The sequence below is a fragment of the Pseudomonas nitroreducens genome, assembly GCF_024170165.1.
Taxonomy (GTDB): Bacteria; Pseudomonadota; Gammaproteobacteria; order Pseudomonadales; family Pseudomonadaceae; genus Pseudomonas; species Pseudomonas nitroreducens_C.
Genome location: NZ_JALJXP010000007.1, coordinates 141923 through 157051, shown reverse-complemented (window position 1 = coordinate 157051; position 15129 = coordinate 141923). Strand labels below are relative to the sequence as shown.

At 66.7% G+C, this 15129-nt stretch carries 15 protein-coding genes; 8 read left to right on the top strand and 7 right to left on the bottom strand.

What is annotated here, in order from left to right:
• The 4 genes from J2T47_RS15810 to J2T47_RS15795 all read left to right on the top strand — a co-directional run bounded on the left by J2T47_RS15810 (position 1) and on the right by J2T47_RS15795 (position 4718).
• Entirely contained in the window at positions 1-954 is a 954-nt protein-coding gene (locus J2T47_RS15810; RefSeq protein ID WP_253448533.1) for a DUF58 domain-containing protein, read from the top strand.
• Positions 951-2966, top strand: a complete 2016-nt coding sequence (locus tag J2T47_RS15805; RefSeq protein WP_253448530.1) for a transglutaminase TgpA family protein — start codon at positions 951-953, stop codon at positions 2964-2966. Before J2T47_RS15810 ends, J2T47_RS15805 begins: the two co-directional genes overlap by 4 nt.
• A gap of 68 nt (positions 2967-3034) precedes the next feature.
• Complete coding sequence (locus J2T47_RS15800) at positions 3035-3805, top strand: CHAD domain-containing protein (protein ID WP_253448527.1); 771 nt, start codon at positions 3035-3037, stop codon at positions 3803-3805.
• Between the two features lie 112 nt (positions 3806-3917).
• Complete coding sequence (locus tag J2T47_RS15795) at positions 3918-4718, top strand: acyl-CoA thioesterase (protein WP_253448524.1); 801 nt, start codon at positions 3918-3920, stop codon at positions 4716-4718.
• A 5-nt stretch (positions 4719-4723) separates the two neighbouring features.
• Here the strand turns inward: J2T47_RS15795 and J2T47_RS15790 are convergent, their stop codons facing one another.
• From J2T47_RS15790 to J2T47_RS15770, 5 genes are all read right to left on the bottom strand, one after another.
• Positions 4724-6307 (bottom strand): GGDEF domain-containing protein, encoded by a 1584-nt coding sequence (locus tag J2T47_RS15790; RefSeq protein ID WP_437180989.1) that lies wholly within the window; start codon positions 6305-6307, stop codon positions 4724-4726.
• Positions 6307-6711, bottom strand: coding sequence for a molybdopterin-dependent oxidoreductase (locus J2T47_RS15785; protein ID WP_253448519.1), 405 nt, complete (start codon positions 6709-6711; stop codon positions 6307-6309). The genes J2T47_RS15790 and J2T47_RS15785 overlap by 1 nt, the downstream gene beginning before the upstream one ends.
• A gap of 188 nt (positions 6712-6899) precedes the next feature.
• Entirely contained in the window at positions 6900-7259 is a 360-nt protein-coding gene (locus J2T47_RS15780) for an Mpo1-like protein (protein ID WP_253448516.1), read from the bottom strand.
• A gap of 115 nt (positions 7260-7374) precedes the next feature.
• Positions 7375-8853, bottom strand: coding sequence for a methyl-accepting chemotaxis protein (locus J2T47_RS15775; RefSeq protein ID WP_253448513.1), 1479 nt, complete (start codon positions 8851-8853; stop codon positions 7375-7377).
• A 136-nt stretch (positions 8854-8989) separates the two neighbouring features.
• Positions 8990-9790 carry a TatD family hydrolase gene (locus J2T47_RS15770; protein WP_253448510.1) on the bottom strand — a complete coding sequence of 267 codons (801 nt, stop codon included), beginning with the start codon at positions 9788-9790 and terminating at the stop codon, positions 8990-8992.
• A 224-nt stretch (positions 9791-10014) separates the two neighbouring features.
• Here J2T47_RS15770 and J2T47_RS15765 point away from each other — a divergent pair, with 224 nt between their 5' ends.
• Positions 10015-11439 (top strand): transglycosylase SLT domain-containing protein, encoded by a 1425-nt coding sequence (locus J2T47_RS15765; protein WP_253448507.1) that lies wholly within the window; start codon positions 10015-10017, stop codon positions 11437-11439.
• A 142-nt stretch (positions 11440-11581) separates the two neighbouring features.
• A complete protein-coding gene (locus tag J2T47_RS15760) occupies positions 11582-12016 on the top strand; it encodes a DoxX family protein (RefSeq protein WP_253448504.1) in 435 nt (144 codons plus the stop codon).
• An 81-nt stretch (positions 12017-12097) separates the two neighbouring features.
• Here the strand turns inward: J2T47_RS15760 and J2T47_RS15755 are convergent, their stop codons facing one another.
• Positions 12098-13126: a YeiH family protein gene (locus J2T47_RS15755; RefSeq protein WP_253448501.1), complete on the bottom strand. Its 1029-nt coding sequence runs from the start codon at positions 13124-13126 to the stop codon at positions 12098-12100.
• A 93-nt stretch (positions 13127-13219) separates the two neighbouring features.
• Between J2T47_RS15755 and J2T47_RS15750 the strand changes: the two genes are divergently transcribed.
• Positions 13220-14119, top strand: a complete 900-nt coding sequence (locus J2T47_RS15750) for a LysR family transcriptional regulator (RefSeq protein WP_253448498.1) — start codon at positions 13220-13222, stop codon at positions 14117-14119.
• Here J2T47_RS15750 and thpR read toward each other — a convergent pair.
• The gene (thpR, locus tag J2T47_RS15745) at positions 14105-14623 is read right to left on the bottom strand and encodes an RNA 2',3'-cyclic phosphodiesterase (protein ID WP_253448495.1); all 519 of its coding nucleotides are present in this window, start codon (positions 14621-14623) and stop codon (positions 14105-14107) included. The genes J2T47_RS15750 and thpR overlap by 15 nt on opposite strands.
• Before the next feature lie 181 nt (positions 14624-14804).
• Here thpR and J2T47_RS15740 point away from each other — a divergent pair, with 181 nt between their 5' ends.
• A complete protein-coding gene (locus J2T47_RS15740; RefSeq protein WP_138214836.1) occupies positions 14805-15125 on the top strand; it encodes a hypothetical protein in 321 nt (106 codons plus the stop codon).
• The last annotated feature ends 4 nt before the right edge of the window (positions 15126-15129 follow it).

Below are 15129 nucleotides of genomic sequence, written 5' to 3'. Positions count from 1 at the left end.
ATGCTCGTCAGGGTCAGGCCGCTGTGGCAGAGCTGGATAGCCCGGCGCATACCGCCATCGCCATCGCTGCAGCTCAACCAGCGGCGCATCTTCATTATCCCGACCCGGCAGGGGATGGCGTTCGGCGTCGCCTTGCTGCTGATGCTGCTCACCGCCATCAACTACCAGAACAGCCTGGCCTACGGCCTGACCTTCCTGCTGCTCTCACTGTTCATCGTCGCCATCCTGCATACCTATCGGAACCTGGGCGGTCTGCGCCTGACGGCGCTCGGTGCGCAGCCGGTATTCGTCGGCGAACAGGCCGCTTTTCGCGTGCGCCTGGAAGGCGAAGGGCGCGCCCGACAGGCCATCGGCCTGGGCTGGGAAGCCGAGCGCATGCAGTTCGCCGATGTCACGGCAGACCATGCCGAAGAAGTGCTGCTGACGGTGTCGGCGCAGCGACGCGGCTGGTTGCGCCCTGGTCGCCTGCGCGTGGAAAGTCGTTTCCCGCTGGGGCTGCTGGTGGCCTGGAGTTGGGTGGATCTGGACCAGTCGGTGCTGGTCTACCCGCATCCGCAACCGGGCGACCTGCCACTCGAAAGCGGGCCGGCGGCAAACGACGAGGAGGGCCTGCGCCCCAGCGGGCGCGGCGTCGACGATTACCAGGGGCTGCGGCCCTACCAGCCGGGTGACTCGCGCCGTCGCCTGCACTGGAAGGCCTATTCGCGCGGCCAGGGCCTGTTGGTGAAGGATTTCTCCGCGCTGGCCGGGCGCAACGTCTGGCTGGAGTTCAACAGTCTGGGCGGCGATACCGAGGGGCGCCTTTCACGCCTGTGCTTCTGGGTCCTGCAGCTGTCGCTGCGCCAGCAACCCTTCGGCCTGCGCTTGCCGGATGCGCAACTGGCGGTCGGCCTGGATGATGCCCATCGCGATGCCTGCCTGCGCGCCCTGGCACTGCATGGGGCGAAGCGATGAGCAGCGCGACTGGCGCTTCCGCCCAGCCGATTCCACGGGTCGCACTGACCTGGCTGTTGATGGCCCAGGCGGTGGTGATCATTCCGCACCTGGAACACCTGCCGCTGTGGATCGTCGCGCTGTGGCTGGGTTGCGCGGCCTGGCGCATCCAGGTGTTCCGCATGCGCGCCAACTACCCCAGCGGCGTCGCCAAGCTGGCGCTGGTGGCGGCGGCCGGGGTGGGGGTGTGGTTCTCCCGTGGCTCGCTGATCGGCCTGGACGCCGGCGTGGTGCTGCTGATCGCGGCCTTCGTGATCAAGCTGGTGGAACTCAAGACACGCCGCGACGCCTGGGTACTGATCCTGCTGGGCTTCTTCGCCGTGACCACCAGCTACCTGTTCCAGGATGACATCCTCGCCGCCGTCTTCAGCCTCTTGCCGGTGCTGGCCCTGCTGGCGGCGGCCATCGGGCTGCAGCAGAGCAGCTTCGCCGCGCGTCCGATGCCGACCCTGCGTCTGGCTGGCGGCCTGTTGTTGCAGGCGCTGCCGTTGATGCTGCTGATGTTCCTGCTGTTCCCGCGCATGGGGCCGCTCTGGTCGTTACCGATGCCGGGCGACAAGGCCATGACCGGGCTGAGCGACAGCATGGCGCCGGGGGACATGGTCGAGCTGAGCCAGTCTCCCGAACTGGCCTTTCGGGTGAGTTTCGACGGTCAGCCGCTGCCGCGTTCGCAGCTTTACTGGCGGGCGCTGACCCTGGAACGCTTCGACGGTGCGCGCTGGAGCACCGCGTTTCAGCGTGGCGATCGTCCGCCGCAATGGCAGCCGCGGGGTGAGCCGCTGCATTACCAGGTGATCATGGAGCCCAACGGCCGGCCCTGGTTGTTCGCGCTGGATGTGGCGCAGACCAGCCTGGGCGACGCGCGAATGATGAGCGACTTTCACCTGGAGCGACGCCTGCCGGTGCGCCAGGGACTGCTGTATCGCGCCACCTCCTGGCCGGAAGCCCAGCTGGAGCCGGATGACGCCGCCCGTGCGCAACGGATCAACCTTGCCTTGCCACAGGGCGGCAACCCCCGGGCCCGCGCCTGGGCGCAGCAACTGCGCGAACGCTACCCGCAGCCGGCAGAGCTGGTGCAGGCGATGCTCCGGCATCTGCGCGAGCAGCCGTTCCGCTACACGCTGCGGCCGCCGGATGCCGGCCCGGAGCGCATCGACGGCTTTCTCTTCGACACCCGCGCCGGCTTCTGCGAGCACTACGCCGGCGCCATGACCTTCGTCCTGCGCGCGGCCGGTATTCCGGCTCGCGTGGTCACCGGCTACCAGGGCGGCGAGGCGAGTACCTCGGGCAACTACCTGGCGATCCGCCAGTTCGACGCCCACGCGTGGGTCGAGTACTGGCAGGCCGGCCGCGGCTGGACGCGGGTCGACCCGACGGGCGCCGTGGCTCCCGAACGCATCGAGCAGGGGCTGGAAGCAGCCCTGAGCCAGGAAGGCAGTTTCCTGGAGTCCGATCCGTTTTCGCCCCTGCGCTACCGCAATTTCGCGCTGCTCAATCAACTGCGCATGGCCTGGGACGACGCCAACTATGGCTGGCAGCGCTGGGTGCTGGGCTACCAGGCCGAGCAGCAGGGCGACATGCTCAAACGCTGGTTAGGCGGGCTCGACCAGCAATGGGTCGGCGCCCTGCTGGTCGGCGGCGGCGCCCTCTTGCTGGGCTTGCTGGCGCTGGTGATGTTCAAGCCCTGGCAGCGCACCGTCGATGTCCAGTTGCGCAGCTTCCAGCGCTTCGAGCGGATGCTCGCGCCGCTGGGTGTGCGTCGCGAGCCGGGTGAGGGCGCGCGGGATTTCTGTCGCCGTGTCGCCAAGGTGCTGCCGGCCCATGCACAGGCGATCCACCGCTACCTGGATGCCTTCGAGAAGCAGCGCTATGGCGGCGCGGCTGCATCGCCAGCCGAACTGCGTGGGCACCTGGCACGCCTGCGCCGCGAGCTGCCCTGGCGCCTGCGGCTGCCGCACGCTAAAGGAACGTGACATTGCGCCCCTTGCCGCTGCGTTGGCCGGGGCTAACCTGATAGTTCATCATCCGAGTGGAGCCTGCCGTGACCTCCTTCTGCGATTACCTGGTAAGCCATCTGATCGAGCAGGAGGTAGCGCTGTTCTCCGCGTCTTCCCGCCTGAAGGCCGACTCCGACCCGGAAGCGTTGCATGACCTGCGCATCGCCGTGCGCCGGTTGCGCAGCCTGCTGCACCCGGTGCGCGGCATGCCCGGTATCGACGAGCTGGAGCAGGCACTGGGCGACATGGGCCGGCTCAGTGGCCCGCTGCGTGACCTCGAGGTGCTGCTGCCGGTGCTGGAGGCCGAAGGCTATGAGCGTGCTGCCGCGCTGCGTCGGCCTGCGTTGATCTCCGGCTACGCCACGCTGCTTGCCAGCCCGCAGTGGGAGCGCCTGATGATGCGGCTGGATGGCTGGCCACAGTTGTGGCGCACGTCCGAGCGCCACGGCGTGCTCAAGGGCCTGCACCGCAAGGTGGAAAAGCGCCTGGCCCGGGAGTGGCAGAAGTTGCGCGACGCCCTGAAAGATCCGGCCCACGACCGTCATCGCCTGCGCCTGCTGATCAAGCGGGTGCGCTATTCGCTGGAGGCCTATCCGGAGGAGTCCGCCGTGCCGCAGCGCCTGTTGGCGCCGCTGAAGGACGCGCAAGCGGCCCTGGGGGACTGGCATGACTACGAGCAGTGGCTGATCCGCAGCGAGCGCGAGCTGGACCTGATGCCGCTGCAACCGCACTGGAATGCCCGCCACGACCTCGCCGAGCGGCTCGCCGACGAAAGCCTGGAAGCTCTGGAGAAGGCGCTGCATAGAGGCCATTGATGGCAGGGCATTTCCTGCAAGGGACAAGGCTTTGGATGGTTTGCCGGGGCGGTCGCTGCCCCTAAGATCGCAACCAGTTGCCAGTCTCCAGAAGCCTCAGGGAAGTCCGATCATGTCCTTCAGTGAATTGCTCCGGGCGGTGCGCGCTGCACCGCTGTCCATCGTCATCCCCGCTACCTGGGCCCAGGGCCGCGCCAGCTTTGGCGGCCTGGTGGCGGCGCTGGCCTACGAGGCCATGGCAGCGGTGGCCGAAGCTGGGCGGCCGGTGCGTTCGCTGGCGATCACCTTCGTCGGCCCCATCGAGGTGGAAGTGCCGCTGAGCTTCGAGGCCGAAGTCCTGCGCGAGGGCAAGTCGGTCAGCCAGGTATTCTGCCGCGCCGTGCAGAACGGCCAGGTGGTCCTGCTGGCCCAGGGCAGCTTCGGGGTGGCGCGCGAGTCCAGCGTGCAGATGGAAGGCCTGCCGCCACCGGCGTTCAAGGCCATCGAGGACTGCCAGGAGCTGCCTTACATCCGCAAGATCATGCCGGCCTTCACCCAGAACATCGCCATGCGCTGGGCGGTCGGGCACATGCCGTTCTCGGCCAGCCGCGAGCGCGAGATGGGGGGCTGGATGCGCTTTCGCGGTGATGACGTGGGCGACGAACCGATGGAGATCAGCCATCTGCTGGCGCTGATCGACGCCTGGCCACCGGCCAACCTGCCGCACCTGAAATCGCCGGCGCCTTCCAGTTCGCTGACCTGGACCGTGGAGTTCGTTCAGCCGCTGCCGGCGATGCCGGCCAACGGCTGGTGCCAGTACCTGGCGAGCATCGAGCATGCCCGCGACGGCTACGGGCATATCGCGGCGCAGACCTGGTCGGCGGATGGCCAGCTCCTGGCAGTCGGCCGGCAGACGGTGACCATTTTCGGCTAGGTGCCCTACAGCTGGACGCCGGGTGCGGCTTCCGTGCGGTTGCGCCCGCCGGCCTTGGCCCGATAGAGCGCACGGTCAGCCCGGGCGAGCAGGTCTTCCAGGCGCAACTCGCCCTCGTTCCGCGTGGCCACGCCGATGCTCAGCGTCAGGCCCACGTGGTTGCCGTCCTCACTGGCGAAGGACAGCGCCTGCACGCTGTTGCGTAATCGCTCGGCCACCTGTTGCGCTTGCTGCAGGTCGGTTTCCGGAAGGATCGCAGCGAACTCCTCGCCACCCAGGCGACCGAGCAGGTCGATTTCGCGCAATCCCTGCGTCAGCTCCCTGGCCACGGCTTGTAGCACGGCATCGCCGAAAGCGTGGCCATGGGTGTCATTGATCGGCTTGAAGAAGTCGATGTCCAGCATCAGCGCCGAGCAGTGGCGATCGTAACGCTGCGCGCTCTTGAGCAGGGCGACGCCGCGTTTGACGAAGGCATGGCGATTCTGCAGGCCGGTCAGCGGGTCGGTGGTGGCGAGCAGGCGCAGCTCCTGCTCCATGGTCTTGCGCTGGTTGATGTCGAAGCTCCACACCAGCGAGGCGGGGCGGCCATCCACCTCCATCCTGCGTGCCCAGACGATCGCCCAGTAGGCCGGGTTGCCCGCCAGGCGGGTTTCCCAGCTGTCCAGTTGGCCGTTGGCGGCCAGCGACTGGCGGAAGCGCGCTTCCTCGTCCGGATCGTCGAACAGCCGGTGCAGGGTGAAGGGTTCGTGTGGGCGGATGCCGGTGCGCTGCAACAGCCGCGGGCTGACGTAGTGGGCGCGGGAGTCCTCGTCGCTGAGCAAGGCGACGTCGCTGGGGCTGGTATCGAGGATGTAGCGCAGCAGCGTCTTGCGCTCGCTCAGCTCCTGGGTGCGCTGTTCGACGCGTTGCTCGAGCGACTGGTTGAGGTCGTGCAGGCGCTGGGTCAGCAGCAGCTTGCGCCGCGAGTTGGCGATCACCCGCAGGGCCAGCAGCACGCTGCACAGGCCGAGGCCGAAGAGTACCCAGGCCAGCAGGTTGAAGGCGCGCTGCAGGTCCTGGCGCTCGGCGTCCATGTAGTTGGTCAGGGCGATGTTGGTGGCCACCATCAGTTCATGGGTGGGCTCGAGCAGCGGCGGCAGTTCGCGGAGCATTTCGCCGGCCAGCTGCTTTGCCGCTGCCGGCTGGCCCCAGGGTGCGCGCTGCAGCCAGGCGTCGCTCAGGCGCTGGATCTTTTCCAGGGTCGCCTGCACCTCCGGGCGCGGCACGACCAGATAGCCATAGACGGGCGTGCTGCGCAGCGGCGGCAGGAGGCTGGCGAGCACTTCGACGCGCGTCGCCAGGGCATCGCTGTCGCTCTCGCCAGCGAGTACCTGGCGGGCGCTGTTCAGCGAGCGTTCCAGCTCGTTGCGCAACTGGTAGGCCTGCCACAGCTCGCTGTGGGCATCGGGATGGGCCAGTTGGCGGACGTGCTGGTGCACCATCAGCAGCGCCGCGCCGGCGCCGGCGGTCAGTGCGGCGATCAGGCTGCTGAGAATGATGACGGTCAGGCGGCGATAGCGTCGCCTGGGAGGCTGCGGGGGCACGGCGATCACTCCAGGGTAATGCGGCTTACCTGCCAGACGGTGCGGTTGAAATAGACCTGGGTTCGCAACTCCGGGTGATCGACCATCGGGTAGATGACGAACAGCGGGCCGCGCTCGGCGATGCCGATGGCCTGGCCGTCGCGGTGGTAGGCGAGGATCGGGTCGAAGGCGTCGAGGTCGCTCAGTGGAATCAGGGCGGAATAGTCGTTCAGTGCCTCAACTCGCAGGCGCTGGGCATCGGTGTGGTCGAAACCGGCGAGCAGGGTGCTCAGGCGCACGCCCTGCCAGCCGTAGACCTGGGATTCGTCAGGGAGCATGGAGCGCCGCTCGGTCTGCGGCAGTGCTTCGAGGTCGCGCAGGCTGTAGTGGCGCAGGAGCTGCGGCTGGCCCTTCACAGCAATGGTCAGCACGGTACGCTCGGCCACCGGTTCCGGAGCTGAGTGGGCAGGCGTGACAATAAACAGGCAGACAAATATGCCAATAAAATGGCGAAAAGCCGACATCTCAACAGCTCGTGACGAAATCTCGACGATTATATCGGCGGACCTGCCGGGTACTTGAATGGCCGAAATGCCGCGCCCTTGCTGTTATGGCCGGCTCAGCGGTTGGGATTTCGCCAGGCGCGCCACCATTTGCCGCTCAGGACGAAGCGCGGGAAGGTGACGAACTGCTCGACCAGCAGCCGACCGACGGCGTCCTTGCGGTCGCTGAAGGGCTCGGGCGCCTGCTCTTCGAGCTTGTGCCCGCGGCCCTGGATGGCCAGCGAGGCGACCATGCCGATCATGCCCAGCAGGATCGCTGTCAGGCTCAGGCCGAACAGCCCGCTGAGCAGCGTCAGGGCGCCGAGAATGAACAGCGGCACGGCGATGATGTGCAGCGCCAGGTTGGTCGGGTTGCGGTGGTTGGCGGCGTAGCCCTGCCACTGCCAGGCGAGGAGGTTGGGGTGGCGTTTGCCCATGCTGCTGCTCCCGGGACTGAAAAGCCCACCTGAGCGCAGGCGGGCGGAATGTCAGCAGTCTAGGCGCTGCCCCGGCGCCCGCGCCAATGGGCGCAGGCTATGCGGGCGATAGGGATTACAGGCGCAGCTGGCGGATGGCGCGGCTGAGTTCGCCGGCGAGGTCTGCCAACTGGTGGCTGGTGCCGGCCGAATCGACGGTCTGCTGCACGGTGTGCTCGGTGACGTCGCGGATGCCCACCACCGAGCGGGTCATTTCCTCGGCCACCTGGCTCTGTTGCTCGGCGGCCACGGCGATCTGGGTGTTGCTTTCGCGCATCAGCGCCACGGCTGAGGCGATGGCTGCCAGCGCCTCGCCGGCTTCGCGGGCTTCCTCCACGCAACCGTCGGCCTTGATCGAACTTTCCTGCATGAACTCCACGGCGTCGCGGGTGCCGGATTGCAGCGCGTTGATCATCTGGGTGATCTCGTCGGTGGAGTCCTGCACGCGCTTGGCGAGGTTGCGCACTTCATCGGCGACTACGGCGAAGCCACGGCCCATCTCGCCGGCGCGGGCGGCCTCGATGGCGGCGTTGAGGGCGAGCAGGTTGGTCTGTTCGGCGATGCCGTGGATGACGCTGACCACGCTGCTGATCTTGTGACTGTCCTGGGCCAGTTGCTGGATCATCTCGGCGGTCTGCTGCACACCCTGGGACAACCCGGCGATGGACTGGCCGACCCGACCGACCACCTGCTGGCCATTGCCGGCGAGGCGATCGGCTTCCTGCGACTGGTCGCGGGTGTCGGCGGCATGCTGGGCGATGTGGTGGACGGTGGTGGACATCTCGTTGATGGCAGTGGCGGCCTGGTCGGTCTCGCTCTGCTGGCCGAGCATGCCCTGGCGCACCTGGCCCATGCTGCTGGCCAGGCTGCGCGCGCCTTCATCGAGGCGCCCGGCGGCCTGGGCGACGGTGCCGACCACGCGCTGGTAGCCGGCCTGCATGGCGTTGAAGGCAGTGGCCATCTGGCCGACCTCGTCGCGGCTTTCCAGGGGCACGCGGGCGGCCAGGTCGCCGCTCTTCTCCACATGGAGCATCACGTCGCGCAGGGTCAGCAGGTGAGTGAGGATGAAGCGGATCAGCAATTGCGAGGCGGCCAGCAGGGCCAGCATCAGCACCAGCACGGCGCCGGCGAAGGGCAGGGCGCGATCCTCGAAGACGCTCCAGAAGTCGGCACCGGGGGCGAGCACGGCGACGCGCTGGCCGTTCCCAATCTCCTGTACATAGGCGCCGGCGAGCGCACCATTGCGGGTCTGGGGGCCTTGCAGATCAACCCAGCCATTGGCACGGGCGAGGGCGGAACCGTCGACTCCGGCGATCTGCGGCGCGCTGCCACTGGCGAAGCTGACGAGGTTCGGCGAGGTCGGCAGCGCCGAGCCTGCGGGCCAGCTTTTGAGCAGTTGGGCCTGGGCTTCGGCATCCTGGCGTGCCTGCTGGTTGCGCCCGTCGAGCTCCTGGTGCATGGCGAAAAGCACCAGCAGCAGGGTAGTGACGAAGGCGACCGCATTGACGGCCCAGAATTTGTACTTGAGGGAAATATCGCGAATCCAGGCGGCCATAAATCTCTTCTTGTCGGTCGAATAGTGGCAAGGCGCCATTATTGTCGTGAAAAGGATGAAGGTGGCCATTGATGGGCATCAAGCCACCTTTCGCTTCCGACTTATCGGCCGAAGAAGGGCAATCTTGAGAGCTGGATCAAATTTCCGGCAGGCCGAAGAAGCGCCGTGCGCACTCGGTGGTGTGGGCCGCGACCTGCTCGGCGCTCTCGCCCCGGTGCTGGGCCACGCAGGTCAGCACCTCGGGCAGGTAGGCCGGCTGGTTGCGGCCGTTCTTCGGTTTAGGGCGCAGGGTGCGCGGCAATAGATAAGGCGCGTCGCTTTCCAGCATCAGCCGGCCCTGGGGGATTTCCCGCACCAGTTCCTGCAGGTGGGTGCCCCGGCGTTCGTCGCAGATCCAGCCGGTGATGCCGATGTGCAGGTCGAGATCGAGATACGAATAAAGCGTGCGGCGCTCGCCGGTGAAGCAATGCACCACGGCGGCCGGCAACTTGTCGCGGAAGTCCTTGAGGATCGCCAGCAGACGCTCGCCCGCGTCGCGTTCGTGGATGAACACCGGCAACTGCAGTTCCACGGCGAGGCCCAGCTGTTCTTCGAATGCCTTCTCCTGCTGCGGGCGCGGCGAAAAGTCGCGGTTGAAGTCCAGCCCGCACTCACCGACCGCCTTGACCCGGTCCTCGGCCAGCAGGCCGCGCAGCACCTTCGCGCTGCCGCTGTCCCAGTGGCTGGCCTCGTGCGGATGGACGCCGGCAGTGCAGTAAAGACGCTGCTCTTCGTCCAGTTGCCGGCACAGTTCCAGGGCCTGTTCGCTGTCGTCCAGGCTGGTGCCGGTCAGCACCATCTGCACGACGCCGGCCTCGATGGCGCGAGCGAGGACCGCTTCACGTTCCGGGACGAAGCTCGGGTGAGTGAGGTTGACGCCGATGTCGATCAGTTGCATTTTTGTTCCTTTTGTTCGGAAGCGGAGCATAGCAAAAGCCGCTTTTTTGACGAAAATTCTTCAAAAACAACAGGTTGAGGAATATTCCGAAGATCTATCGGAAGTTTCGGGTTGGTATTGATCCCCTCCTGTGCGAATCTTGCGCGCCCTTGGCGGCCGGGAACTCCCGGTCGAAACCGCACTCTAATCGGCCCACCGCCGAGTGCGAGCCCCCGGAGAGCTGGATGACCCGACTGTTGCTGCTACTGCTGTGCCTCGTGGCCCTGACGCCACTGCCGGCGGCCGCGCGCCTGACCGCCCAGCCGGAAAACTGGGAGCAGGAAAGCAGCGACGCCCGTGACCTGGCTAGCATCCGTTCCGGCGGCACCCTGAGGGTTCTGGTCAATCAGAGTCGCAACAGCTCCGGCGAAATCAAGGGCGAGCCCATCGGCGTCGAGTACCGCCGCCTGCGTGCCTTCGAGCAGTACCTCAACGACAGCGCCCCAGGGCGCAAGCCGCTTACCATCAAATTCATTCCCAAGGCCAAGGATCAGTTGCTCGGTGCGCTGCAGCGCGGCGAAGGCGATCTGGTCGCGCCCGGGGAGGTCCTGCTGGCCCGCGACGGCCAGAATGTCAGCCCCAGCCTGCCGTGGAAGGCCGACGTGCCGCTGGTCCTGGTGACCAAGCAGGGCAACCGCAAGTTCGTGCGCCTGGAGCAACTCGCCGGCCGCACCATTACCCTGCCAGCCGGCAGCGCCGCTGGCGAGGCCGTGCGCAAGGTCAACGAACGCCTCGCACAGAAGCGCCTGGCGCCGCTGGTTCTGGAGTGGACCGATTCGTCTCTGGCCGTGGAAGACGTGCTGGAGATGGTCCAGGCGGGCATCTTCAACTACACCGTGGTCGAGCAGCCGATTGCCGAGCGCTGGAGCAAGGTCTTCACCAAGCTGCGCGTCGACCGTCATCTGGTGCTGGACAACAGCGAGTCGATGACCTGGTACGTGCGTCGCGATGCGCCGATGCTGCGCGCCAGCGTCAATCGCTTCCTCAAGGACTATCGCGCGCCGGCGGACCAGGACGTGGCCTTCCAGCGCCTCTATCGCCGCGCCTACCAGGTGCGCAATCCGCTGGTCGTACCCGACCGCAAGCGCCTGGAGGCCGTACGCCCGACCCTGCAGCGCTATGCCGAGCAGAACAAGGTCGACTGGCTGGCGCTGGCCGCCGTGGCCTTCAAGGAATCCAATCTCAATGCCAGCGCGCGCGGCGCTGGCGGCGCCACCGGGCTGATGCAGATCACCCCGGCGGCGGCCCGCGCCGTGGGCGTGGATACCGTGCACCAGAAGGACAGCAACGTGCAGGCCGCCAGCCGCTACATGGCCATGCTGCGCAAGCGCTTCTTCTCCAGCCCGCGCATCAACGAACGGGACCGCATGGCCTTCGTTCTGGCTGCCTACAACGCCGGTCCCGAGCGGGTGCAAAGCCTGCGCGCGGAGGCCAAGCGCCAGGGCCTGAACCCCAACCAGTGGTTCTTCCAGGTCGAGCGTGTGGCGGCCGAGCAACTGGGCATGGGCGTGGTGAACTACGTCAGCAGCGTCAACAAGTACTATCTTGCATATCAGCGGGAACGTGATGGCCTCGAGCCACGTGAAAGCGTGGCGGCAATCAAGAAGTAATCGGTTTATTCGATAGTAATTAGCGCGTTTTTGCGCTTTTGATATCGGAAAAACTGGATATATTGGTCGCCAAGCAACCACGGTTGTCATCCACTTCCTACGCAACCCTTCGCTCCCCTGAGAGCTCGCATAAGGACGCACCATGAACTCGCTGATCAAATCCATCCTGACCACCAACGCTGGCGCCGGCATGGCTGTTCTGCGTATCACCACCGGCCTGACCTTCATGGCTCACGGTTCGCAGAAGCTCTTTGGTGCTTTCGGTGGCCCGGGCCTGCAAGGCATGGCGGGTTGGCTGGAATCCCTCGGCGTGACCCCCGGCTACCTGATGGCCACCCTGGCCGGCAGCGCCGAGTTCTTCGGCGGCCTGGCGCTGGTCCTCGGCCTGCTGGTGCGCCTGGCGAGTATCCCGCTGATCGTCGCCATGCTGGTCGCCGTGTTCAGCGTGCACCTGGCCAATGGCTTCTTCATCACCGCCAACGGCTTCGAATACGCCTTCACCCTGATCATGATCAGCGTCGCGCTGCTCATCAGCGGCGCCGGCCCGTTCTCCCTGGACCGCAAGCTGTCCAGCTGATTGCCAAGGCATTAGCAGAAAGCCGCTAACGAAAAAGGGCGGACACCCAAGGTGTCCGCCCTTTTTGTTTGCCTGCCGGAATCAGTGGAAGAGATATTGCACGCCGCCATTGATCAGGCCACCGCCCACCAGCAGGAAGACGAACAGCCCGGCACCCAGCAGCAGCGGTTTGGGGCCTTCCTTGCGCAGGTCGCCCAGGCGGGTGGCCAGGCCGAGGGCGGCCATCGCCATGCCGAGCATCACATCGTCCAGTTGTTGCAGCGGTGCCAGCCAGCTTTCCGGTACCCAGCCCAGCGAACGCAGGCCGGTCACCAGCAGGAAGAACACGGCGAAGCCCGGAATGTGCAGCTTGCGGCGTGTGCCCGGCTCGGCGGCTTCGGCACAACCGACGCGGCCGAGGATCAGCAGGGCCGGAGCCAGCAGCAGGACGCGCAGCATCTTGCTGATCAGTGCGGCGTCGGCGGCAGCCGGATCCATGGCGCGGCCGGCGGCGACCACCTGGGCGACTTCGTGGATGGTCGAGCCGGTGAACACGCCGAAGGCCTGCTCGCTGCCGAACAGGTTGGGCAGCGCGGCGTAGATCATCGGGTGCAGCAGCATCGCCAGAGTGCCGAACAGTACGACGGTGGCCACCGCGACGGCGGTGTGCTCGGCGCGCGCCTTGAGCACCGGGCTGCTCGCCATTACCGCGGCGGCCCCGCAGATGGCGCTGCCGGCGCCAATCAGCAGGGCGCTTTCACGGGGCAGCTTGAGCCAGCGTTCGCCGATCAGCCAGGCGGCGGTCAGGGTGCTGGTGACCATCAGTACGTCGATGATCAGCGCCGCGGGGCCGAGGGCGGCGATGTCCTGGAAGGTCAGGCGCAGGCCGTAGAGCACCACGCCCAGACGCAGCAGTTGCTGGCGCGACAGGTCGATGCCGGGGCGGATGCTGCCGAAGCGGGCCAGCCCCAGGTTGCCGGCCAGCAGGCCGATGAGGATCGCCAGGGTCAGGCTGCCGAGCCCCAGATGCTGCAGTGCGGGAATCTCCATGAGTTGGCGGGAGCCGAAGGCGATGCCCAGGCAGAGCAGGGCACCGGGAAGGTAATAGGGCAGGCGGCGAAAGGCGTTCATTACAGGCTCCTTGTGTAAGGTGAAGCCATGGTGCCGCCGTCCCGCTTAGTGTAAAAACGGATTGTTCTTATTGGGTTGACCGGTTTTATCGATATGGGGCCACGCATCACCCTTCGCCAACTGGCGACCTTCACCGCCATCGCCGAACTCGGCAACGTGACCCAGGCCGCGGCGCGCATCGCGCTCTCGCAGTCCGCCGCCAGTCAGGCGCTGCAGGAACTGGAGCGCACCCTCGGTACGCGCCTGTTCGATCGCAGCGGCAAGCGCCTGGCGCTGAACGACAATGGCCGCGCCTTCTATCCCAAGGCCAGTGCCTTGCTGGCGCAGAGTGCGGAGCTGGAGAGCCTGTTCGAATCGGCGCCGGTGCAACTGAGCCTCGGTGCCAGCCGCAGCATCGGCGGCTATCTGCTTCCGCAGGTGGTGGCGGGTTTCCTTGCGGAGCTGCCCGAGAGCCATCTGCAGCTGCAGGTGGCCAACAGCGGCGGAGTAATCGAGGCGCTGGCCGAGTTCCGGCTGGACGTGGCCTTCATCGAGGCGCCGATCCAGCATCCACAGATCCAGCTCACGCCCTGGATGGCCGATGAACTGCTGCTGGTGGTCGCGCCGGAACATCCCCTGGCGCTGGCCGAGCGCATCAGCCTGAAGGATCTGGCAGCGGCACGCTGGGTACTGCGCGAAGCCGGCTCGGGCACGCGGGTCACCTTCGAGCAGCAGGTATTGCCGCGCCTGGGCAGCGTCAACGCGCCGCTGGAAGTGAGCAACGCCGAGGCGATCAAGCATCTGGTGGGTAGCGGGTTCGGCATCGGCTGCCTGTCGCAGCGCGTGGTGCAGGCGGAGCTGGCGCGCGGCGAGCTGGTGCGCCTGGACAATCCGCTGGGGCCACTGCGGCGCACCTTCTTCCGGGCGCTGCATATCGACAAGTACCCCACGGCAGGGTTGCGTCGCTTTCTCGATTACGCCCAGGACTGGGCGGCGCGATCAGATGCTGTCTAGCGGCCACTCGCCGATGGCGCGATAGCGCACGCCGGTGGGGCTGTTCTCCGAGCTGAACAGGGTAACGGCCCGAGCGGGCAGCAGGAAGGAAGCGGTCGCCGCTGGTGTGTGATGGGCGTGGCGGGCGAGGGTGATGTGCGGATGGAACGGGCGGTGCTCAACCTCGAATCCGCCGGCTCGCAGTTCTTCGCGCAGGGCCTGTACCAGCTCATGCAGCTGGGCCGGCACCTTGCTCGGCGCCAGGTGCAGGATGCCATTGCTCCAGCGTGCGACGTGGTCCAGCTCCAGGCTGAAGCCCTGGCGCGGCAGGCGCTCGCCGATGGCGCGCAGCTCGGCCTTGCGCCCGCGCGGCACCGAGCCGAGAAAGGCCAGGGTCAGATGCAGGTTGGCCTGGGCGACGGGCTGGCCGTCCAGGTGCAATCCATCGCGCCAGGTACAGATGCGCGCTGCCAGCTCCGCCGGGCAGGGCAGGGCGAAGAACAGCCGCATGGGGGGTGTGGTCATCGACTGAAGTCTCCTTGACAGCTTTGCCGGCGCTTCTCTAGGATGCCGCACAGCGCCGATTTAAGTAGCAACTTGCGGGGCGCGGATGCAGCCATGGCTGACATCGAAATACCGCTAAAGCGCTGGTTCGGTGTGCCTCTCGCCGCGTCCAGCAGGACCCCTGAGGCGGAGACGTGACACCATGACCTGTCCCAACCCGCATGTGCGCCTGGCCCCGATCACCACGGGCCTGGTGCGCCGCAATCCTAAGATTCTCCTGGGCGGCAATCACCAGCCCACCCTCGTCCGTTACCTCGATGGCTGGCCCAAACGCTGGAACGGTTCGCGCACCTTCCTCATCCAGTTCGCCGAAACCTTTGCCGATCTTGCGCGCTTCCCATCCGACAGTTTCGACTTCGCGGTGGTGCAGTCGCCGGTGGCCGAGCAGCTGGAGTCAGCCGTTCACGAACTGACCCGTGTCGCTCGGCAAGGGCTGATTACCCGCCGCCCGCAGCCGCTCTGAACTG